Annotated in this window: 20 protein-coding genes and 1 tRNA gene; all 21 read right to left on the minus strand. The window is 68.9% G+C overall.

Annotated elements, in window-relative coordinates; all coding sequences use genetic code 11:
* Window positions 1-20: 20 nt before the first annotated feature.
* Window positions 21-97, minus strand: a tRNA-Pro gene (locus tag JMV16_RS21665).
* A 36-nt stretch (window positions 98-133) separates the two neighbouring features.
* A complete protein-coding gene (locus tag JMV16_RS21670) occupies window positions 134-577 on the minus strand; it encodes a MerR family transcriptional regulator (protein WP_201496399.1) in 444 nt (147 codons plus the stop codon).
* 34 nt (window positions 578-611) lie between these two features.
* Complete coding sequence (locus tag JMV16_RS21675) at window positions 612-971, minus strand: integration host factor subunit alpha (protein WP_201496400.1); 360 nt, start codon at window positions 969-971, stop codon at window positions 612-614.
* A 20-nt stretch (window positions 972-991) separates the two neighbouring features.
* On the minus strand, window positions 992-3,436 hold the full coding sequence (pheT, locus tag JMV16_RS21680) for a phenylalanine--tRNA ligase subunit beta (protein WP_201496401.1): 2,445 nt from the start codon (window positions 3,434-3,436) through the stop codon (window positions 992-994).
* Between the two features lie 163 nt (window positions 3,437-3,599).
* Complete coding sequence (gene pheS, locus JMV16_RS21685) at window positions 3,600-4,655, minus strand: phenylalanine--tRNA ligase subunit alpha (RefSeq protein WP_201496402.1); 1,056 nt, start codon at window positions 4,653-4,655, stop codon at window positions 3,600-3,602.
* Between the two features lie 90 nt (window positions 4,656-4,745).
* Window positions 4,746-5,102 (minus strand): 50S ribosomal protein L20, encoded by a 357-nt coding sequence (gene rplT, locus JMV16_RS21690; protein WP_201496403.1) that lies wholly within the window; start codon window positions 5,100-5,102, stop codon window positions 4,746-4,748.
* Between the two features lie 27 nt (window positions 5,103-5,129).
* On the minus strand, window positions 5,130-5,333 hold the full coding sequence (gene rpmI / locus JMV16_RS21695) for a 50S ribosomal protein L35 (RefSeq protein WP_201496404.1): 204 nt from the start codon (window positions 5,331-5,333) through the stop codon (window positions 5,130-5,132).
* A 130-nt stretch (window positions 5,334-5,463) separates the two neighbouring features.
* Window positions 5,464-6,000: a translation initiation factor IF-3 gene (infC, locus tag JMV16_RS21700; protein WP_201496405.1), complete on the minus strand. Its 537-nt coding sequence runs from the start codon at window positions 5,998-6,000 to the stop codon at window positions 5,464-5,466.
* 81 nt (window positions 6,001-6,081) lie between these two features.
* Window positions 6,082-7,989, minus strand: a complete 1,908-nt coding sequence (thrS, locus tag JMV16_RS21705) for a threonine--tRNA ligase (protein WP_201496406.1) — start codon at window positions 7,987-7,989, stop codon at window positions 6,082-6,084.
* 187 nt (window positions 7,990-8,176) lie between these two features.
* Window positions 8,177-9,250, minus strand: a complete 1,074-nt coding sequence (locus JMV16_RS21710) for a patatin-like phospholipase family protein (protein WP_201496407.1) — start codon at window positions 9,248-9,250, stop codon at window positions 8,177-8,179.
* 9 nt (window positions 9,251-9,259) lie between these two features.
* Window positions 9,260-11,593, minus strand: coding sequence for a Tex family protein (locus JMV16_RS21715; protein WP_201496408.1), 2,334 nt, complete (start codon window positions 11,591-11,593; stop codon window positions 9,260-9,262).
* A gap of 36 nt (window positions 11,594-11,629) precedes the next feature.
* Window positions 11,630-12,853, minus strand: a complete 1,224-nt coding sequence (locus JMV16_RS21720) for a TIGR03862 family flavoprotein (protein WP_201496409.1) — start codon at window positions 12,851-12,853, stop codon at window positions 11,630-11,632.
* Window positions 12,854-12,884: 31 nt separating this feature from the next.
* Window positions 12,885-13,787, minus strand: coding sequence for an SDR family oxidoreductase (locus tag JMV16_RS21725; protein WP_201496410.1), 903 nt, complete (start codon window positions 13,785-13,787; stop codon window positions 12,885-12,887).
* Window positions 13,788-13,837: 50 nt separating this feature from the next.
* Window positions 13,838-14,287 carry a GNAT family N-acetyltransferase gene (locus tag JMV16_RS21730; RefSeq protein WP_201496411.1) on the minus strand — a complete coding sequence of 150 codons (450 nt, stop codon included), beginning with the start codon at window positions 14,285-14,287 and terminating at the stop codon, window positions 13,838-13,840.
* A complete protein-coding gene (locus JMV16_RS21735) occupies window positions 14,284-14,757 on the minus strand; it encodes a PaaI family thioesterase (RefSeq protein ID WP_201496412.1) in 474 nt (157 codons plus the stop codon). Before JMV16_RS21735 ends, JMV16_RS21730 begins: the two co-directional genes overlap by 4 nt.
* The gene (locus tag JMV16_RS21740) at window positions 14,747-15,535 is read right to left on the minus strand and encodes an SDR family oxidoreductase (protein WP_201496413.1); all 789 of its coding nucleotides are present in this window, start codon (window positions 15,533-15,535) and stop codon (window positions 14,747-14,749) included. Before JMV16_RS21740 ends, JMV16_RS21735 begins: the two co-directional genes overlap by 11 nt.
* 18 nt (window positions 15,536-15,553) lie before the next feature.
* Window positions 15,554-15,742, minus strand: a complete 189-nt coding sequence (locus tag JMV16_RS21745) for a hypothetical protein (RefSeq protein WP_201496414.1) — start codon at window positions 15,740-15,742, stop codon at window positions 15,554-15,556.
* A gap of 7 nt (window positions 15,743-15,749) precedes the next feature.
* Entirely contained in the window at window positions 15,750-17,606 is a 1,857-nt protein-coding gene (locus JMV16_RS21750) for an acyl-CoA dehydrogenase (protein ID WP_201496415.1), read from the minus strand.
* 37 nt (window positions 17,607-17,643) lie between these two features.
* Entirely contained in the window at window positions 17,644-18,819 is a 1,176-nt protein-coding gene (locus JMV16_RS21755) for an acetyl-CoA C-acyltransferase (protein ID WP_201496416.1), read from the minus strand.
* A gap of 22 nt (window positions 18,820-18,841) precedes the next feature.
* Window positions 18,842-20,947, minus strand: coding sequence for a 3-hydroxyacyl-CoA dehydrogenase NAD-binding domain-containing protein (locus JMV16_RS21760; protein ID WP_201496417.1), 2,106 nt, complete (start codon window positions 20,945-20,947; stop codon window positions 18,842-18,844).
* A 94-nt stretch (window positions 20,948-21,041) separates the two neighbouring features.
* Window positions 21,042-21,731, minus strand: a complete 690-nt coding sequence (locus JMV16_RS21765) for an ABC transporter ATP-binding protein (RefSeq protein ID WP_201496418.1) — start codon at window positions 21,729-21,731, stop codon at window positions 21,042-21,044.
* Window positions 21,732-21,733: the final 2 nt, after the last annotated feature.

Raw genomic sequence — 21,733 nt, forward strand, 5'->3', positions numbered from 1 at the left:
GCCAAGCCGTTGATTTTCAATGGTCGGGGTGGCGGGATTCGAACTCGCGACCCCTTGCACCCCATGCAAGTGCGCTACCAGGCTGCGCTACACCCCGACGAAGCCTTGCAGTATACATCGACCGCAGGTCGAATCAGGCGGTGAGCAGTTCACGGATGGACATCAACTCGGCCAGCAGGTGTTCATGGGCCAGATCGGGCCCTGCCGGCGCCACCACCGCGGCAGCGGTGGTCACGGGAAGCTCGATCACCAACCCGGCCTCGGCGGTGGCCTCCGGCGGCAGATCGTCCTCGTCATCGAGATCGACTCCGCGTGCGCCGACGATGGCGTCCGACAAGCGGTTGCGCGCGCCGCTGATCGTGAAGCCCTGGTCGTAGAGCAACTCGCGGATGCGCCGGATCAGCAGCACCTCGTGGTGCTGGTAGTAGCGCCGGTTGCCGCGGCGCTTCATCGGCTTGAGCTGCGTGAACTCCTGCTCCCAATAGCGCAGCACATAGGGCTTGACCCCGCAAAGCTCGCTCACCTCACCGATGGTGAAGTAGCGCTTGGCGGGGATGGCTGGGAGCGCTTTCTCCATTGAAATCAATGGGATCGGGGAGGAAATCTAGACTCTACTCGAAGTCCCCTTCGGGAGGTGTGTCGCCTTGCACCATGGCTTTCAGTTTGTGGCTGGCGTGGAAGGTGACGACGTTGCGCGCCTTGATCGGAATCGATTCGCCGGTGCGCGGGTTGCGGCCCGGGCGCGGCGCCTTGCGGCGGATGTTGAAGTTGCCGAAGCCCGAGAGCTTGACGTCCTGGCCCGTGACCAGGCTGCCATGCACGATCTCGAAGAAGGCCTCCACCATGTCCTTGCTCTCGCGCTTGTTGAGGCCCAGGCGGTCGAACAAGAGCTCGGCCAGCTCGGCCTTGGTCAGCGTGGGCGTGTCCAGCGAGGGCAGGATGAGCTTTTCGTCGGGCTTGTCGTCGGTCACGTCGTCTCCTCCCCTTCCCTTCAGGCGCGCAGCCGCGCGCCGAACGCCAACTGCACGCGAGCGACGGCGGCTTGCACCGCGGCCTCGATGCGATCATCGGTGAGTGTGCTCGCGAAATCGAGCAGTTCCAGCCGCACAGCGAGGCTGCGCTCACCGGCGGCGAGGCCCGCACCCGGCGTCGTCGGCTTGTAGATGTCGAACAGCGTGGCCGCACGCACCAGGCCGCTGGGGTCGGCGCGCAACTGGTCGACGAGGGCGTCGTGAGCCACCTCGTCGCCCACCACCAGGGCCAGGTCGCGCGTCACGGCCTGCTGGCGCGACACCGGCTCGAAGGCCGGCAGCGGCACGTCGAGCACGGACTCCAGATCGAGCTCGAACAGCACCGGCGCCTGCGGCAGCTCATAGGCCAGACGCCAGCGGGGATGGAGTTCGCCGACGTGGCCGATGATGCGGCCGTCGACCTCGATGCGGGCGCTGCGGCCCGGGTGCAGCGCCGGATGCTCGGACGGGTGTGCGGCAGCCACGAAGCGCGGCGCCAGGGACGCCAGCAAAGCCTCGACATCGCCCTTGACGTCGAAGAAGTCCACCGCCTGCTCGCGCCGAGCCCACTGCAGGGCGTCGGCCGGGCCATAGGCCAGTCCGCCCACGCGCATGGGCTGGTTGACGCCGGCCACGGTCAGCGGGCCATCGGCCACCGCGGCATCGCGGCGGAAGACGCGGCCCAGCTCGAACAGGCGCACGCGCGTGCTCTTGCGCTGAAGGTTGTGGCGCAGCGCCTGCACCAGGCTGCCCATCAGGCTGGAGCGCATCACCGCCAGCGGCGCCGCGATGGGATTGAGCACCTTGATGGGGTCGGCATTGCCGGCCAGCTCGCGCTCCCAGCGCTCCTCGACGAAGCTGAAGCTGATGGTCTCTTGATAGTCCAGCCCGGCCAGCTGGCGGCGCACCGCGTTCGCGCCGCGCCGTGCCTCGCGCCGCACACGCGGCGTCACCGGGGCCACCGGCGCCGATGCCGGCAGGCGGTCGTAGCCGATCACGCGCACGACTTCCTCGATCAGGTCTTCCTCGATGCGCAGGTCGAAGCGCCAGCTCGGCGGCGTCACGGTCAACGTGCCGGGGGCCTCGCTGAACTGCAGGCCGAGGCGGCGGAAGACCTCGGCGCATTGCGCCTGGCTGATGGGCATGCCGATCACGCGCTCGGCCCGTGCCACGCGCAGCGTCACCGGCGCCGCCTCGGGCAGGCGCAGCACCTGGTCATCCATGGGCCCGCAGGCGGTGTCGGCACCGCCGCAGATGTCGACGATGAGGCGGGTGATGCGCTCGACGTGAGCCACCGTCAGCGCCGGGTCGACGCCGCGCTCGAAGCGGTGGCCGGCGTCGGTGCTGAAGTTGTAGCGGCGCGAGCGCCCCTGCACCGCCTCGGGCCACCAGAAGGCGGCCTCGACGTAGACATTGCGCGTGGCGTCCGACACCGCCGTGGCCTCGCCGCCCATGATGCCGGCCAGCGATTCGACGGCCTGGGCGTCGGCGATGACGCCGACCTCGCCATCCACCGTGATGGTGTTGCCGTTGAGCAGTTCCAGCGTCTCGCCGGGGCGGCCCCAGCGCACGACGAGGTGGTCGTGGATCTTGTCGAGGTCGAAGATGTGCGAGGGCCGGCCGTATTCGAACATCACGTAGTTCGAGATGTCGACCAGGGCCGTGACGCTGCGCTGGCCGCAGCGCGCCAGGCGCTCGACCATCCAGGCCGGGGTCTTGGCCTGGGTATTGACGCCACGAACGACGCGGCCCGAGAAGCGACCGCAGAGGTCGGGCGCCTGCACCTCGACCTTGAGCGTTTGCTCGTGCGTGGTCACGACCGGCGCGATTTCGGGCACGCACAGTGGCGAGCCGGTGAGCGCCGAGACCTCGCGTGCGATGCCGAAGACGCTGAGGCCGTGCGCCAGGTTGGGTGTGAGCTTGAGCGTGAAGACGGTGTCGTCCAGGCGCAGCCAGTCGCGGATGTTGGTGCCCAGGGGTGCTGTGGCATCGAGCTCGAGCAGCCCGCCGGCATCATCGGCAATCTTGAGTTCGCGCGCCGAGCACAGCATGCCCAGGCTCTCGACGCCGCGCAGCTTGCCGACGCCGATCTTGAAGGGTTTGCCGTCTTCCCCAGGCGGCAGCTCGGCGCCCACCATCGCCAGCGGCACCTTGATGCCGGCACGCGCATTGGGCGCGCCACAGACGATTTGCAGCGGGCCACCGGGTGCAGCCGCACCGGCGTCAACGCGGCAAACGCGCAGGCGATCAGCCTGCGGGTGAGGCTCGGCGCTCAGGATCTCGGCCACCACCACGCCGCTGAAGGGCGGCGCCACCGGGCGCAACTCTTCCACCTCCATGCCGGACATGGTCAGCAGGTCGGCCAGGGCTTGGGTGGACAGTGGCGGGTTGCAGAACTCGCGCAGCCAGGATTCGGGGAATTGCATGTCGGGATGTCTCGAAATCGGGGCAATTTCAGGGCGCCGTCACAAGGCGTGAAGGAACCGTCGCGAGCGGCCCGAGCTCAGCTCGAGCACCGCAGCCGTACATCCGTACTTTGATGCGCACAGGGCTGAGATCGGGTCGCGCAGCAGGTTCATTCATGCCTTGTCAGTTGAACTGCGACAGGAAGCGCAGGTCGCCGTCGAACATCAGGCGCAGGTCGTCGATGCCATAACGCAGCATGGCCAGGCGGTCGGGGCCCATGCCGAACGCAAAGCCGATGTGGCGCTCGGGGTCGAGGCCGTAGTTGCGCACCACGTTCGGGTGGACCTGGCCGGAGCCGGCCACCTCGAGCCAGCGCCCGGCCAGCGGGCCGCTGCGGAAGGCGATGTCGATCTCGGCGCTGGGCTCGGTGAAGGGGAAAAAACTGGGGCGGAAGCGCAGGTCGAAGTCGTCGGTCTCGAAGAACTCGCGCACGAAGCTGGTGAAGACGACCTTGAGATCCTTGAAGCTGATGTTCTCGCCCATCCACAGGCCTTCGCACTGGTGGAACATCGGCGAATGCGTGGCGTCGCTGTCGACGCGGTAGGTGCGGCCCGGCGCGATGACGCGGATCTCGGGCATAGGGCTGCCATCCGCGATGTCGCGGGCGTGGCGTGCCGCGTGCGCCCTCGCATACCTCACCTGCATGGGGCTGGTGTGCGGGCGCAGATTGAGCCACCGGCCTTGGTTGTCCTTGATGTCGACGTAGAAGGTGTCCTGCATCGAGCGTGCCGGATGGTTCTCGGGGTTGTTGAGCGCGGTGAAGCTCATCCAGTCGGTCTCGATCTCGGGGCCTTCGGCGACATCGAAACCCATGCTGGCGAAGATGGCCTCGATGCGCTCTATGGTGCGGCTCACCGGGTGCAGGCCGCCCGTGCCGCGGCGGCGGCCGGGCAGCGTGACATCCAGCGCCTCGGCGCGCAGCTGGGCCGCCAGTTCCTCGGCCGCCAGACGCTCGCGCGCCGCCTGCAGCGCGGCCTCGATGGCCGCCTTGGCGCGGTTGATCTCTCCGCCGCGGCTCTTCTTCTCAGCGGCAGGCAGCGCGCCCAGGCCCTTGAGCAGGTCGGTCAGGCTGCCGCTCTTGCCGAGATAGCGCGCCTTGGCGTTCTCGAGTTCGGCGCCCTGGTGGGCGGCGTCGAAATCGGCCCGGGCGGCCTGTACGAGGGTGTCGAGGTCGTTCATGGATCGCAAAGAAAAAAGGCCGCCCACGGGTGACGGCCTTCGGATGCTTGGAAGTCGCGCACGGGCCCTGCGAGGGCCCGGCGCAAGGGATCAAGCCAGCTGAGCCTTCACCTTGTCGACGATGCTGCTGAAGCCAGCCGGGTCATGGATGGCCATGTCCGACAGCACCTTGCGGTCGATGTCGATATTGGCCTTCTTGAGGCCGGCCATGAACTTGCTGTAGGTCAAGCCCAGGCCGCGGCTGGCGGCGTTGATACGCGCGATCCAGAGTTGGCGGAAGACCCGCTTGCGGGTACGGCGGTCGCGGTAGGCATATTGCCCCGCCTTCATCACCGCCTGCTTGGCGATGCGGAAGACGTTCTTGCGGCGGCCGCGGAAGCCCTTGGCGAGGGCGAGGATCTTCTTGTGGCGGGCGTGTGCGGTGACACCACGTTTGACGCGAGGCATGAGTGCTCCTGTTGCGTTGTGGGTGGATTACAGGCCGGCGAAAGGCAACATCTGGGCCATGTGGCCCATGTTGGTTTCGTGGACGTTGACCGCACCACGCAGGTGGCGCTTGTTCTTGGTGGTCTTCTTGGTCAGGATGTGGCGCTTGTAGGCTTGGCCGCGCTTGACGGTGCCACCCGGGCGAACGCGGAAGCGCTTCTTGGCGCTGCTCTTGGTCTTCATCTTGGGCATTGCTGCTCCTTGCTATGTGTGCTGCTGCAGGCGACGCCGGATGGCCGGTGTGCTTGTTGGCCTGCAGCCGCTTCTACTTCACCGCCGTGGTGACCACCGCGACGGCGAAATCCTCTCAAAACCCGATCTTCTACTTACGCTTGGGCGCCAGCACCATGATCATCTGGCGACCCTCGAGCTTGGGCATGTGCTCGACCATCGCGACATCGGCCAGTTCATCGCGGATGCGCTCGAGCATGCGCATGCCGATGTCCTGGTGGGTGATCTCGCGGCCGCGGAAGCGCAGCGTGACCTTGCCCTTGTCGCCGTCCTCGGCAATGAAGCGACGCAGGTTGCGCATCTTGATGTGGTAGTCGCCGTCGTCCGTGCCCGGGCGGAACTTGACTTCCTTGATCTCGATGACCTTCTGCTTGCTCTTGGCCTCGGCCGCCTTCTTCTGCTCTTGGTACTTGAACTTGCCGTAGTCCATCAACCGGCACACCGGGGGATCTGCCGTGGCCGCGATCTCGACCAGATCGACGTCCAACTCCCCAGCCATGCGCAACGCGTCCAGGATGCTGACGATGCCCAGGGGTTCGTTCTCGACCCCGTTCAGGCGCACCTGCGGCGCCATGATTTCCCGATTCAGCCTGTGCTTGCGCTCCGCGTTGGGTACGCGGCGGTCCATGAAAGTAGCGATGGTTCCAGCTCCTGTGGCAACCCGAAGGCAGACGGGCCACGGAAAAATCAAACGCGCGCCGAGAGATCCCTAGACCTTGGCAGCGATGTCAGCGGCGAGCTTCTGGCTGAAGTCTGGCAGCGGCATCACGCCGAGATCCTGGTTGCCCCGGGCGCGCACGGCAACGGCCCCGTTTGCCTTCTCCTTGTCGCCGACGACCAGGATGAACGGAACCTTCTGCATCGAATGCTCGCGGATTTTATAGTTGATTTTCTCGTTGCGCAAATCAAGCGAGACCCTAACTCCTTGTTTTTGCAACACTTTCGCCACGCTTACCGCGTATTCGGCCTGCTGGTCGGTGATCGCGGTGACAACCACCTGCTGCGGCGCCAGCCACACGGGCAGCGCGCCGGCGTGCTGCTCGATCAGGATGCCGATGAAGCGCTCGAGGCTGCCGACGATGGCCCGGTGCAGCATCACCGGGTGCTTGCGCTCGCCCGATTCGGCCACGTACACGGCATCCAGGCGCTCGGCCATCGAGAAATCGACCTGCATCGTGCCGCACTGCCACTGGCGGCCGATGGCGTCCTTCAGCGTGTACTCGATCTTGGGGCCGTAGAAGGCGCCGTCGCCGGGTGAGATGACGTAGTCGCAGCCGCTGCGCTTGAGGCTCTCGATCAGCGCGTGCTCGGCTTTGTCCCAGATCTCGTCGCTGCCGATGCGCGCCGCCGGCCGCGTGGCCACCTTGTAGATGATCTCGCTGAAGCCGAAGTCCTTGTAGACCTGCTGCAGCAGCGAGGTGTAGGTCACGCACTCGTCGAGGATCATGTCCTCGGTGCAGAAGATGTGGCCATCGTCCTGCGTGAAGGCACGCACGCGCATGATGCCGTGCAGGCCGCCGGTGGGCTCGTTGCGGTGGCAGTTGCCGAACTCGCCGTAGCGCAGCGGCAGGTCGCGGTAGCTCTTGATGCCCTGCTTGAAGATCAAGATGTGGCCCGGGCAGTTCATCGGCTTGAGCGCGTAGTTGCGCTTCTCGCTCTCGGTCGTGAACATGTTGTCGCGGTACTTGTCCCAGTGGCCGGTCTTCTCCCACAGGCCCTGGTCGAGGATCTGCGGGCCCTTGACCTCCTGGTAGCCGTTGTCGCGGTAGACGCGGCGCATGTACTGCTCGACTTCCTGCCACACGGTCCAGCCACGCGCGTGCCAGAACACCGTGCCGGGGCTGTGCTCGTCGAGGTGGAAGAGATCCAGCTCGCGACCCAGGCGGCGGTGGTCGCGCTTCTCGGCCTCTTCCAGCATGGTCAGGTACTGCTGCAGGTCATCCTTGCTGGCCCAGGCCGTGCCGTAGACGCGCTGCAGCTGCTCGTTGGCCTGGTCACCGCGCCAGTAGGCGCCGGCCACCTTCATCAGCTTGAAGTGCTTCAGCCGCCCGGTGCTGGGCACATGGGGGCCGCGGCACAGGTCTTCGAAGCCGCCTTCGCGGTACAGGCTCACGTCCTGGTCGGCCGGGATGCTGGCAATGATCTCGGCCTTGTAGTGCTCGCCCTGGGCCTTGAAGTACTCGACAGCCTCGTCGCGCGGCAGCACGCGGCGCACGATGGGCTCGTTCTTCGCGGCCAGCTCGGCCATGCGCTTTTCGATGGCCGCCAGGTCCTCGGGCGTGAAGGGACGCTTGTAGGCGAAGTCGTAGTAGAAGCCGTTCTCGACCACCGGGCCGATGGTCACCTGGGCCTCGGGGAAGAGCTGCTTCACCGCATAGGCCAGCAGGTGGGCCGTGCTGTGGCGGATGAGCTCCAGGCCGTCGGCGTCCTTGTCGGTGACGATGGCCAGCTGCGCGTCGGCCTCGATGCGGTGGCTGGTATCGACCAGCCGCCCGTCCACCTTGCCGGCCAGCGCCGCCTTGGCCAGGCCGCTGCCGATGGAGGCGGCCACCTCGGCCACCGTGAGGGCCTGCTCGAACTCTCGCCGGGAGCCGTCCGGCAGCGTGATGGTGATCATGTCTTGTGCTCCAGATGCAACAAAGCGCGGGGGGTGCCGCGCTTTGTCTGGGGGAAAGGGGTGACGTGACAGCGCAGCCGACTAAATCTCGGTAAACGACCGGAGCGGCCGGGTAGTCCGCGGTGTCATAACCATGCTGCCTTTCCTGCCCTTGTTGCGTTGCTCGGAGCCGGCAGTGTAGCCCAGCCTAAGGCAGGGCCAAGGCCTGGAATGGCCGGCCGGACTGCACCAATTCCGCGAATTCGTCGGCCAGGCGCTGGCTTTCGGCCAGGGCGCGGCGCCAGTCGCGCTGGCGCGCGGCGTGGTCGTCGCCATAGGCCTTGAAGTCCTGGCGGTCGGGCAGCTTGCCGTGGGGCAGCGTGGCCAGCCACTCGGGCGTGGGCGCCAGCAGCACCAGGTTGGACAGGAAGCCGGTGGCGTGGTGGCGCCGCGTCCAGGCCTTGTCCAGCCAGCCCGGCACGATGCGGGTCTGGAAGTGCGGGTAGAGCACGAGGCCTTCGCCCATGGCCGCATAGTCCAGGTGCAGGTGGTAGTCGGTGATGCCGCCATCCCAGTAGGTACCGGCTGGCGCGCCGGGCGGGTCCTGCACCGGCTCCAGCGCAAAAGGCACGGTGCAGCTGGCCAGCACGGCGCTGGCCAGGTTGTCGGGCGAAAGCGCGGCGTGGCGGGTGCGGAAGTCGTGCAGCGGAAAGGGCAGCGCATCGCGCGGGTCGCTGAACACCACGCGCTCCATCCAGGCACCCAGAGCGCGTCGGCTGATCGCATTGGCGCCATAGGCACCCAGATAGCCGGCCGCCGCGCGCAGCGGCCCGGCGCGGTGCAGCAGGTGGCGGCCGCGGCTGGCGAAGACATGCAGCCGGCGCCGCGGATGGGCCAGCACGAGCGCCGCGCGCTCGCCCAGGCGTTGCCGCAGCAGGGCGCCAAAGGACTGGGTGACGACGCGCGGCGCCGGCAGCCTGCCCGGTGCGTGCTCGTAGCGCTGGGTCACGTAGTCCTCGGCCAGTTCGGCCAGCGCCGCGTCGGCATCCGGCAGACAGGCGCAGGCCATGCGCCACGAGCCTATCGAGGCGCCCAGAAGATGCAGGGGCTCCTGGCTGTCGCGCAGCCAGTGGCCGAAAAGAAAGCGGTCCAGCGGGATCAGCGTCAGGCCCTTGGGCCCGCCGGCCGCCGCCGGGACCACGCGCACATCGGCGGGCGCCAGGCCGCGCTCGCGCAGCTGCGCCTGCGCCCGCGGGCCCGCCAGCAGCTGCAGCGCGCGCATAGGGCGCTCCTAGCGCCGGCCTTGTTGCAGCTTGGAGAAGGCCGCCGCCAGCGCGCCCTGGGGCGCGGCCTCGGGCGCGCGGCCACGTTGCTCGCCACGTCCGGGGGCGCGGAAGCGGTTGTCGGCGCCGCCAGCTTCGCGCGGGCCGGGCACGGCGGCGTCGAGCTTCATGGTCAGCGCGATGCGCTTGCGCGCCAGGTCAACCTCAAGCACCTTGACCTTCACCACCTGCCCGGTCTTGACGACCTCACGCGCGTCATTCACGAACTTGCGGCTCATCTGGCTGACGTGGACCAGGCCGTCCTGGTGGACACCCAGGTCGACGAAGGCGCCGAACTGCGCCACGTTGCTGACCGTGCCTTCGAGCAGCATGCCGGGCTGCAGATCCTTGATATCGGCTACGCCGTCGTTGAAGCGCGCCACCTTGAAATCGGGGCGCGGGTCGCGGCCGGGCTTTTCCAGCTCGGCCAGGATGTCCTTGATGGTGATGGCGCCGAACTTCTCGTCGGCCAAGGCCTCGGGCCGCAGCTGGCGCAGCACCTCGGCGCGGCCCATCAACTCGGCCACCGGGCGGCCGGTGGCGGCCATCATCTTCTCGACCACCGGATAGGTCTCGGGGTGGACGCCGGTCATGTCCAGGGGGTTGTCGCCGCCACGTATGCGCAGAAAGCCGGCTGCCAGCTCGAAGGTCTTGGGGCCCAGGCCGGCCACGTCCAGCAGTTGCTGGCGGCTGCGGAAAGCGCCATGGGCATCGCGCCAGCGCACGATGCTTCCGGCCACCGTGCCCGACAGCCCCGAGACGCGCGCCAGCAGCGGCGCCGAGGCGGTGTTGAGGTCGACGCCGACGCGGTTGACGCAGTCTTCGACCACCGCCTCCAGGCTGCGCGCCAGGCCGCTCTGGTTGACATCGTGCTGGTACTGGCCCACGCCGATGCTCTTGGGGTCGATCTTCACCAGCTCGGCCAGCGGGTCCTGCAGGCGGCGCGCAATGCTCACGGCGCCACGCAGACTCACGTCCAGGTCGGGCAGTTCCTTGCTGGCGAATTCGCTGGCGCTGTAGACCGAGGCGCCGGCCTCGCTGACCACCACCTTCTCGAGCTTGACATCGGGTGCGAGCGCTTCGATGCGCTTGATGAGGTCACCCGCCAGCTTGTCGGTCTCGCGGCTGGCCGTGCCGTTGCCGATGGCGATGAGGTTGACGCCATGCGCCGCCACCAGGCGGCCCAGGGTGTGCAGCGAGCCTTCCCAGTCGCAGCGCGGCTCGTGGGGGTAGACGGTGTGGGTGTCCAGCACCTTGCCGGTGTCGCTGACCACGGCCACCTTGACGCCGGTGCGTATGCCGGGGTCCAGCCCCATCACGACGCGCTTGCCGGCGGGGGCGGCGAGCAGCAGGTCGCGCAGGTTGTCGGCGAAGACCTTGATCGCCACGCCCTCGGCCTGCTCGCGCAGGCGGCCGAAGAGATCGCGCTCCAGGCTCAGGCTGAGCTTGACCTTCCAGGTCCAGGCAATGGTCTTGCGGATCAGCTCGTCGGCGGCGCGCTTGCCATGGCTCCAGCCGAGGTGGATGGCGATGCGGCCCTCCGCCAAGCTGGGCTGTCCCGGCACGAGTTCCTCGTCCAGCACCAGCTTGGCATCCAGCCATTCCAGGCTGCGGCCACGGAACACCGCCAGCGCGCGGTGGCTGGGCACGGTGCGTATGGGCTCGGCATAGTCGTGGTAGTCGCGGAACTTGGCCGCGTCGGCGTGGTTGCCATCCTTGCCGTCGACCAGCTTGCTCTGCAGCATGGCTTCGGCCCACAGCCATTCGCGCAGCTTGCCCACAAGGGCTGCGTCCTCGGCCCAGCGCTCGCTCAGCAGGTCGCGCACGCCGTCCAGCACCGCGGCGGCATCGGCGAATCCTGCGTCGGGATTCAGAAACGCAGCGGCCTCGGCCAGCGGGTTGAGTGTGGGGTCGGCAAAGAGCTTGTCGGCCAGCGGCTCCAGCCCGGCCTCGCGGGCGATCATGCCCTTGGTGCGGCGGCGGGGCTTGTAGGGCAGGTAGAGGTCTTCCAGCTCCTGCTTGGTGGGCGCGGCTTCGATGGCGGCGCGCAGCGCGGGCGTGAGCTTGCCCTGCTCTTCGATGCTTTTCAGCACCGCCTCGCGGCGCTCTTCCAGCTCGCGCAGATAAGCCAGGCGCGTTTCCAGCTCGCGCAACTGGATGTCATCGAGGCCGTCGGTGGCCTCCTTGCGGTAGCGGGCGATGAAGGGCACGGTGGCGCCGCCGTCGAGCAGTTCGACGGCCGCCAGCACCTGGGCCGGGCGCGCCTTGAGCTCGGCGGCAAGCTGCAGAACGATCTTGTCCAAATCGGCAGGGAAGCGAGAAAAGCGAAGCGGCGGAGTTTACCGACCCACCCAGGCCGCCGCGCCCTGCCCCGCCTGGCGCCCGCTGGCGAAGCAGGCGGTGAGCAGGTAGCCGCCGGTGGGCGCCTCCCAATCCAGCATCTCGCCGGCGCAGAACACGCCGGGCAGCGCGCTCAGCATCAAGTGCTCATCCATGGCCTCGAAGGGCACGCCCCCGGCCGTGCTGATGGCCTCGGCGATGGGGCGAGGCGCCTTCACGCGGATGGGCAGGGCCTTGATCAGCGCCGCAAAGCGCGCCGGGTCGGCCTGGGCCTCGCGCGGCACGATCTCCCACAGCAGGGCGGCCTTCAGGCCCGAGAGGTGCAGCCGCGTCTTCAGGTGGGTGGCGAGCGAGCGCGGGCCGCGCGTATGGGCCAGCTCCTGCTGCACCCATGCCAAGGGCCGGTCGGGCAGCAGGTCGAGCTCGAACACCGCGTCCCCGCCCGCGGCCAGGCGGTCGCGCAGCAGGGACGAGACGGCGTAGACCAGGCTGCCCTCGACGCCGCCGGCGGTGACGATGAACTCGCCACGCTGGCGCCAGCCCTCGAAGGCGATGGCCACCGACTTCAGCGGCTCGCCGGCAAAGCGCTGGCTCAGGTGCTCGCTCCAGCCGACGTCGAAGCCGCAGTTCGATGGCGCCAGCGGCTCCAGGGCCACGCCGCGCGCCGCCAGCCAAGGCCACCAGGCACCGTCCGAGCCCAGGCGCGGCCAGCTCGCGCCGCCCAGGGCCAGCACGGTGGCGGCGGGCTGCACCCGCGCGCTGCCGGCGGGCGACTCGAAGCGCAGCGCGCCGGCCTCGTCCCAGCCGGTCCAGCGCTGGCGCATGTGGAAGCGCACGCCCTGGGTGCGCAGCCGGTGCAGCCAGGCGCGCAGCAGAGGCGCCGCCTTCATGTCGACCGGGAAAACGCGGCGCGAACTGCCGACGAAGGTTTCCACGCCCAGCCCCGCCGCCCAGGCGCGCAGCTGCTCGGGCCCGAAGGCCTGCAGCAGCGGGCGCAGGCGCTCGGCACGCTCGCCATAGCGGCCCAGGAAGTCTTCGAAGGGCTCGGCGTGGGTGAGGTTGAGCCCGCCCTTGCCGGCGAGCAGGAATTTGCGGCCCACCGAGGGCATGGCGTCGAAGACATCCACCGCGCATCCGGCCGCGGCCAGGGCCTCGGCCGCCATCAGGCCTGCAGGCCCGCCCCCTATCACGGCCACCCGGCCGGCCCAGTCGACATCGCTCATGGGCCGACTGTAGGCGATGGTGGCAAGGCGATCAGCCGCGCAGCGCGGCGCGCAGCTGCTCCCCTATCTCGGGCCTGTCCTTGAAGGGATCGCTGGGGTTGCGCTGCTGCAGGCGGTCTTCCATCAGCGTCTGCACGCCGGCCAGGCCCTTGGGGTGGCTGTAGATGTAGAAGCGGCGCTCGTCCATCGCGTCGAACACCATCTGCGCCACTTGGGCAGCGGTGACGCGGCCGCCGACCACGGCCTTTTCGGTCATCGCGGCGGCGATGCGCTGGCTGCGGGTGGGCGCGCCGCCGGCCAGATCAGCCGGGCGGTTGCGCTGGCTCTGGTGGATGCCGGTGGGCACGAAGTAGGGGCAAAGCAGGTGGGCGCGGACCTGCTCCGTGACGAGCGAAAGATCCTGGTGCAGCGTCTCGGCCAGGCTCACCACCGCCGCCTTGCTGGCGTTGTAGACGCCCATATTGGGCGGGTTGAGCAACCCGGCCATGCTGGCCGTGTTGACGATGTGGCCGCGCCAGGCCGGGTCGGCCGCGGCGGCGGCCAGCATCAGCGGCGTGAAGACGCGGATGCCATGGGCCACGCCCAGCACATTGACGCCCAGCACCCAGTCCCAGTCGGCGGCGCTGTTCTCCCACACCAGGCCGCCGCTGCCGACGCCGGCGTTGTTGAAGACGAAGTGCGGCGCGCCGAAGCGCGCCATCGTCGCCGCGCCCAGGGCCTCGACCTCGGCCGCCTTGGAGACGTCCAGCCTGAACGGCAGCACCTCGGCACCCAGGCCCGCGATCTCGGCGGCCGAGAGTTCCAGCGCCTGGGCCTGCACGTCGGCCATCACGACCTTCATGCCGGCACGCGCCGCAATGCGGCAGGCCTCGAGGCCGAAGCCCGAGGCGGCGCCGGTGATGACCGCCGTGCGGCCTTGCCAGTTTGTGTTCATGCGCGTGTCTCTTGCCAGCGGCTTGGGGGGGATGGACGGACGGCGCGCCCTCAGGCAGCGCGCAGCATCTCGACGTGAGGGATGCCGTCCTCGCCGTAGTTGTCGCCGACGCGGCGGAAGCCGAGTTCGCCGTAGAAGCGTTCGAGCCGGGCCTGGGCGCTGATGCGTATGCCCTGGCCCGGCCAGGCGGCGCAGCAACGCGCGATGCCCTCGTTCATCAACACGCGGCCCAGGCCGCTGCCGCGCGACGCGGGCGAGGTGATGACGCGGCCGATGGAGGGCTCGACGTACTTGACGCCAGGGTCGACCACGCGCAGGTAGGCCTGCAGGCCGCCGGCGGCGTCGCGCCCCAGCAGATGCCACGACAGCCGGTCGAAGCCGTCGGGGTCGAGGTAGGGGCCCTGCTCGAGAATGAAGACGCGGCAGCGCAGGGCCAGCGCGTCGTAGAGGTTGTCGACGCCGAGGTCGGCGAAGCGCAGCCAGTCGAAGTGCAGGTTCATGCCGGCTCCTGAGGCTTTCGCTGCAGCGGCTTGGCATGCCGGCCCGAGGTCGGCAGGCCACGCAGGTACTTGAAGGTGCCAGTGGCGTGGGCGCACAGGCGTCCTTCTTCATCGAACACGCTGCCTTCGGTGAAGGCCATCGTCGTCGTGCGGTGCAGCAGCGTGCCTAAAGCGCGCAGCCGGCCCTCGGCCGGGCGCATGAAGCTGGTCTTCATCTCGATGGTGGCCACGCCCGGGGCCTGCTCGGGGTCGTGGTTGTTGACGCTGCGTGCGGCGTGGGCCATGGCCACGTCCAGCATGGTCATCAGCACGCCGCCATGGGCCACGGCCCAGCTGTTGAGGTGGCAGTGCTCGAGGTCCACGCGCAGCTCGGCCTTGCCATCGGCAAAGGCCCAGAGTTCGAGCCCGAGTTCCTCGACGAAGGGGATGTGCAGCGGAAAGGCCAGCGGTGCCGTCACCTCAGCCCCCATGGACGGCGCTGACGCCGCCGTCCACCGCCAGGATCTGGCCGGTGATGTGCTTGCCGGCGGCGCTGGCGAAGAGCAGCACCGCGCCCTTGAGGTCGTCGTCGTCGCCCAGGCGCTTGAGCGGTGCGCCCTTGGCCAGGTGGTCGGCGCCGAAGCGGTCCAGCGTGCCCTGGGTCATCTTGCTGGGGAAGAAGCCCGGCGCGATGGCGTTGACGGTGATGCCATGGCAGCCCCATTCGCCGGCCAGCGTGCGCGTGAAGTTGACCACCGCGCCCTTGCTCGTGCCGTAGGCGATGAACTTGACCTCCATGTGGCCGCCCAGGCCGGCGATGCTGGCCAGGTTGATGATGCGGCCTCGCTGTCGCGGAATCATGCTGGCCTTGGCCACCGCCTGCGAGAAGAGGAAGAGGCTGCGCACATTGAGGTTCATCACCTTGTCCCAGGCCTCGAGCGGATAGTCCTCGGCCGCCGCGCCCCAGGTGGCGCCGGCGTTGTTGACGAGGATGTCGATCTGGCCCAGGCGCTGCATCGTCTGGTCGACGACGCGGGCCACCTCGGCCGGCTGGCTGGCATCGGCGGCGATCCAGCGCGCGTCGATGCCGCGCGCCGCGAGGTCGGCGATGGCCTCTTCCAACTCGGCCGCCTTGCGCGCCGTGAGCATCACCTTGGCACCGGCTTCGCCCAGGGCCTCGGCCATCTGCAGGCCCAGGCCGCGCGAGCCGCCGGTGACGAGGGCGACCTGGCCGCTGAGGTCGAAGAGTTGCTGGACCGGGGTTCCCATGTTCGATATCTCCTTGTTTCAATCCGGCGGCCGGCTGGCGCGCACCAGGATCAGCACCGCGCCTATCGCCGCCAGCGTGCCGCCGATGGCCTGCAGCAGCGTGCCGAAGCCGACCGCGGCCCGCCGCACGAAACTGCCCAGGCTGAGCAGCAACAGGCCGCCGTAGATCAGCGACCAGATCAGCTTGTCGAGCGCGGCGTTGCGCATGCGGGGTTCAGAACCACTCGTCGCGCATCTCGCGCGGCAAGGCCTCACGCCGCGCCACCACGTCCAGCCAGGCAGCGATGCGCGGCAGTTCGTAGGCATAGAAATAGCACATCGCGGCACGCTTGCCGGCTTGCAGCGGGGCCTCGCCCGACGCCGCCAGCGCAACATCCAACCCACGTTGCGCCGCAAGCGCAACATCCAACCATACCCAGGCCAGCACGACATGGCCGAAAGCCTGCAGATAAGGCGTGGCATTGGCCAGGGCCTCGGCGGGCACGCCGGTGGCCCAGGCGGATTTCGTCGCCGCCCCCAGTTTCTGCAGCGCCGCGGCCAGCGCCACGCCGTGCTCGGCCAGGCCCGGCTGCTGGCCAGCGCGTTGAATGGTGGCGTTCACGCGTGCAGCCAGCAGCGCGAGGCCTGCGCCGCCCTTCATCACCACCTTGCGGCCCAGCAGGTCCAGCGCCTGGATGCCGTGCGTGCCTTCGTGGATCATGTTCAGGCGGTTGTCGCGCCAGTACTGCTCAACCGGGTAGTCGCGCGTATAGCCATAGCCGCCCAGCACCTGGATGGCCAGCGAGTTGGCCTCCAGGCACCATTCGCTGGGCCAGCTCTTGGCGATGGGGGTCAGCAGTTCCAGCAGCAGGCCGGCCTCGGCCGCCGCGGGGGCTTCACCTGTGGCCTGCTCGTCGACGAGGCGGGCGCAGTAAAGCGCCAGCGCCAGGCCACCCTCGACATAGGCCTTCTGCGCCAGCAACATGCGTCGCACGTCGGCGTGCTCGATGATGGGCACCTGGGGTGCTGCCGCGTCCTTGCCGCCATCGGTGACCGGCCGGCCCTGGGGCCGCTGTCGCGCATAGCCCAGGCTGGCCTCGTAGCCGGCATAGCCCAGCATCACCGCGCCCAGGCCCACGGCTATGCGCGCCTCGTTCATCATGTGGAACATGCAGCGCAGGCCCTCGCCGGGTGCGCCGACGCGGTAGCCGATGGCGCCAGTGCCACCGCGCACCGGGAACCGGCCCTCACCGAAATTGAGCAGCGTGTTGCTGGTGCCGCGGTAGCCCAGCTTGTGGTTGAGCCCCGCCAGCGCGACATCGTTGCGCTCGCCGGTGAGCCGGCCCTGGTCGTCGACCATCTGCTTGGGCACGACGAAGAGCGAGATGCCCTTGGCGCCGGCCACGGTGCGGCCATCGGGCCCGGGGATCTTGGCCAACACGAGGTGGACGATGTTCTCGGTGATCTCGTGTTCGCCGCCGCTGATCCACATCTTGTTGCCGCGCAGGCGGTAGCGCGGGCCCAGGGGGTCGACCTCGAAATCGCTGCCGTCTGCCACAGCGCGCGTCGCGATGTCGGACAGCGAAGAGCCGGCCTGGGGTTCGCTCAGGCACATGGTGCCGAACCAGCGGCCCGTCAGTTCGTTGCGCGCGAAGACCTCGCGCTGGGCTGGCGTGCCGTGGGCGAGCAGCAGGCTGGCATTGCCGGCGGTGAGCATCGCATAGCCGCCCATGGCCACGCTGGCCTTGCTGAAGAAGGCGTTGGCCGCCATCTCGATGACGCAAGGCAGCTGCATGCCGCCGAGCTCGCAATCCTGCGCCGCGGCCAGCATGCCCGATGCGGCATAGGCGGCCAGGGCCTCGTGGGTGGCGCGCGGCAGGTGTACGCGCTCGCCATCGGGCCCTTGGACGACCTGAGGCTCCTCGGTGTCCGACAGACGGTTGAAGGGTGCAAACTTCTCGCGTGCGATGCGCTCGCAGCTGTCCAGCACCTGGGCAAAGGTCTCGCGGGAATGGTCGGCAAAGCGGGGCCGCTGCAGCAGCGTGGCTACGTCCAGCCAGTCGTGCAGCAGGAAATCCAGGGTTTCGCGCATGGCCCTCAGCCCGCGCCCCCCGGCGCCACGGCCGCCCTCACAGCACCTCGAAGACGCCGGCCGCGCCCATGCCGCCGCCTATGCACATCGTCACCAGCACGCGCTTGGCGCCGCGCCGCCGGCCTTCGATCAGCGCATGGCCGGTGAGGCGCTGGCCGCTCACGCCATAAGGATGGCCCACTGCAATGGCGCCGCCGTTGACATTGAGACGGTCCATGGGTATGCCCAAGGTGTCGGCGCAATACAGCACCTGCACCGCGAAGGCCTCGTTCAGCTCCCACAGGTCGATGTCGGCCACCGTGAGCCCCAGGCGCTTGAGCAGCTTGGGCACGGCAAACACCGGGCCTATGCCCATCTCGTCGGGCTCGCAGCCGGCCACGGCAAAGCCGAGGAAGCGGCCCAGCGGCGCGAGGCCCCGGCGCTGGGCGGTCTGCTCGTCCATCACCACGCAGGCGCCGGCGCCATCGCTGAACTGGCTGGCATTGCCGGCCGCGATCACGCCGCCGGGCACGGCGGGGCGGATGTTGCAGATGCCCTCATACGTGGTGTCGGCGCGGATGCCCTCGTCGTGCTCGACGGTGACTTCCTTGCTGCGCAGCCCCCCCACCGGATCGGCCACACCGGCTGTGACGGTGATGGGTGCAATCTCGTCCTTGAACAGGCCGGCGGCCAGCGCGGCGCCGGCCTTCTGCTGGCTGGCCGCGCCGTAGCGGTCCATGCGCTCGCGGCTGATGCCATAGCGCTTGGCCACCTGCTCGGCGGTCTGCAGCATGTTCCAGTAGATCTCGGGCTTGTGCTGCACCAGCCAGGGGTCGGCGGCCATGTGCCGGTTGGCCTCGTTCTGCACGCAGCTGATGCTCTCGACGCCACCGGCCACATAGATCTCGCCCTCGCCGGCGATGATGCGCTGCGCCGCCAGCGCGATGGTCTGCAGGCCGCTGCTGCAGAAGCGGTTGACGGTGATGCCGCTGGTGGTGATGGGCAGGCCGGCGCGCAGCGCGATCTGGCGCGCGATGTTGCCGCCGGTGGCGCCCTCGGGCGTGGCGCAGCCCATGATGACGTCGTCGACCTCGGCCGGCTCCAGGCCGGCGCGCTCTACCGCGGCCTTGACGGCGTGGCCGCCCAGCGTGGCGCCGTGGGTCATGTTGAAGGCGCCCTTCCAGCTCTTGGCGAGCGGCGTGCGGGCGGTGGAGACGATGACGGCTCGGGTCATGGTGGTGTTTCCTTCAACCGAATCAGGTGAACGACTTGCCGGCCGCGGCCAGCCGCGCCAGCAGCGGCGCCGGCTGCCAGAAAGTGGCATCGTCCAGCGGGTTGGCGGCGAACTTCTTCATCGTCTGCACGACGTTGTAGAGGCCTTGCGTGTCGGCGTAGCACATGGGCCCGCCGCGGTGCAGCGGGAAGCCATAGCCGGTGAGGTAGACCATGTCGATGTCGCTGGCCTTGCTGGCGATGCCCTCTTCCAGGATCTTGGCCGCCTCGTTGACGAGGGAATAGACCAGGCGGTGGACGATCTCGTCGTCCGGTATCTTGCGCGGCGCGATGCCCAGTTCGGCGCGGTAGGCATCGATCATCGCCACCACCTCGGCCGACGGGATGGCGTCGCGCCTGCCGGCCTGGTAGTCGTACCAGCCGGCGCCGGTCTTCTGGCCGTAGCGGCCCTTCTCGCACAGCAGGTCGGCTGTTCGGCTGTAGCGCATGTGGGGCTTCTCGACATAGCGGCGCTTGCGGATGGCCCAGCCGATGTCGTTGCCGGCCAGGTCGCCCATGCGGAAGGGGCCCATCGCGAAGCCGAACTTCTCGACTGCCTTGTCCACCTGGGCCGGCGTGCAGCCCTCTTCCAGCAGGAAGCCAGCCTGACGGCTGTACTGCTCGATCATGCGGTTGCCGATGAAGCCGTCGCAGACACCCGAGACCACCGCCGTCTTGCGGATCTTCTTGGCCACCGCCATCACCGTGGCCAGCACGTCCTTGGCGGTGGCGGCGCCGCGCACCACCTCGAGCAGCTTCATCACATTGGCCGGGCTGAAGAAGTGCATGCCCAGCACGTCCTGCGGCCGCTTGGTGAAGGCGGCGATGGCGTCGACATTGAGCGTGCTGGTGTTGCTGGCCAGGATGGCGCCGGGCTTCATCACCTCGTCCAGCGTCCTGAACACCGTCTCCTTGACGCCCATCTCCTCGAACACCGCCTCGATCACCAGGTCGGCGTCGGCGATGTCGCGGTACTCCAGCGTGGTGCTCAGCAGGGCCATGCGCTCGCCGTACTTCTCGGCCTTGAGCTTGCCCTTCTTCACCTGGGCCTCGTAGTTCTTGCGGATGGTGGCCACGCCGCGCTCCAGCGCCTCGGGCTTGGTCTCCAGCACGGTGACCGGGATGCCGGCATTGAGGAAGTTCATGCTGATGCCGCCGCCCATGGTGCCGGCGCCGATGACCGCCACCTTGGCGATCTCGCGCCGCGGTGTGTCCTCGGGCACATCGGGGATCTTGCTGGCGGCGCGCTCGCCGAAGAAGGCGTGGCGCAGCGCCTTGCTTTCGGGCGAGAGCATCAACTGCACAAAGAGATCGCGCTCGGCTGCCAGGCCGGCATCGAAGGGCAGCCGGACGGCGGCCTGCACCGCGTCGACGCAGCGGCCCGGCGCCGGGAAGTTCTTGGCCATCGCCTTGACGGTGTTGCGCGCAAAGCCGAAGTAGGCGTCGGCATTGGGGTGGCTGCATTTCAGGTCGCGCACGCGCGGCAGCGGCTTGCCGGCGGACTGTTCAGCGGCCAGCGCCAGCGCGCGGGCGCAGGCGGCATCCAGCAGGCCCTCGGCCGCGATGGCGTCGAACAGCTTCTGGCCCGGCAGCGCCGCCAGCCGTTCGCTCTTCACCGGCTCGCCCGTGACGATCATGTTGAGCGCCGTCTCCACGCCCAGCACGCGCGGCAGACGCTGGGTGCCGCCGGCGCCGGGCAGCAGGCCCAGCTTGACCTCGGGCAGGGCGATGTCGACGCCGGGTGCGGCCACGCGACCGTGGCAGCCCAGGGCCAGCTCGAGCCCGCCGCCCATGCAGACGCCGTTGATGGCCGCCACCACGGGCTTGGCGGCGTCGCCGATCATGCGGATCAGCGTGTGCAGGTTGGGCTCGGCGATGGCGCGGTCGGTGCCGAACTCCTTGATGTCGGCGCCACCGCAGAAGGCGCGGCCGCCGCCGGTGATGACCACGCCCTTGACGGCAGCATCAGCCGCGGCGCGGTCCAGCCCGTCGGCCACCGCGGCCCGCGTCGCGAAGCCGAGGCCGTTGACGGGCGGGTTCGCCAGCGTGATGACGGCGACTTCGCCGTGCAGTTCGTAGGTAGCAGCCATCGGTCTTCCTTAGCTGGAGCAAAAAATAGAACGATCGTTCGATTCTAGGGTGGTGGTCCGGCAGGTCGTTGTCGCTGCCGGGACAGCCGCGGTTCTACACCTCGAGCCACTCCTTGCGGATGGCGGCATCGGCGCGCAGTGCGGCCGGCGTGCCATCAAAGACGATCTGTCCATGGCCCATCACCAGGCAGCGGTCGGCCACCTCGAGCGCGATGGTGAGCTTCTGCTCGACCAGCAGCACGGCCAGGCCGCGCTGCTTCAACTCGCGCAGGTAGTCGGCCACCCGTTCGACGATCTTGGGCGCCAGGCCTTCGGTGGGCTCGTCGACCATGATCAGCTCGGGGTCGCCCATCAGCGTGCGGCACAGCGTGAGCATCTGCTGCTCGCCGCCCGACAGCACGCCGGCCTCGGTGTGGTTGCGTTCCTGCAGGCGCGGGAACAGCCGGTACATGTCGTCGAAGCTCCAGCGCCCGGGCTTGCGCTTGCAGCCCAGCAGCAGGTTCTGCTGCACCGTGAGCGTGGGAAAGATGTCGCGGTTCTCGGGCACATAGCCGATGCCGGCCTGGGCAATCTCGAAGGCCTTGCGGCCACGCAGTTCCCGGCCCTTCCAGCGCACCGAGCCGGCGCCCTCGACCAGGCCCATGATGGCCTTGACCGTGGTGCTGCGCCCCGAGCCGTTGCGCCCCAGCAGGGCCACGATCTCGCCCGGCGCCACCGCGAAGCTCACGCCGTGCAGCACATGGCTCTTGCCGTAGTAGGCGTGGAGATCCTGAACGGTCAGCACGC

The organism is Rubrivivax sp. A210, from assembly GCF_904426505.1.
In the GTDB taxonomy this organism is placed as follows: Bacteria; Pseudomonadota; Gammaproteobacteria; order Burkholderiales; family Burkholderiaceae_C; genus Rubrivivax.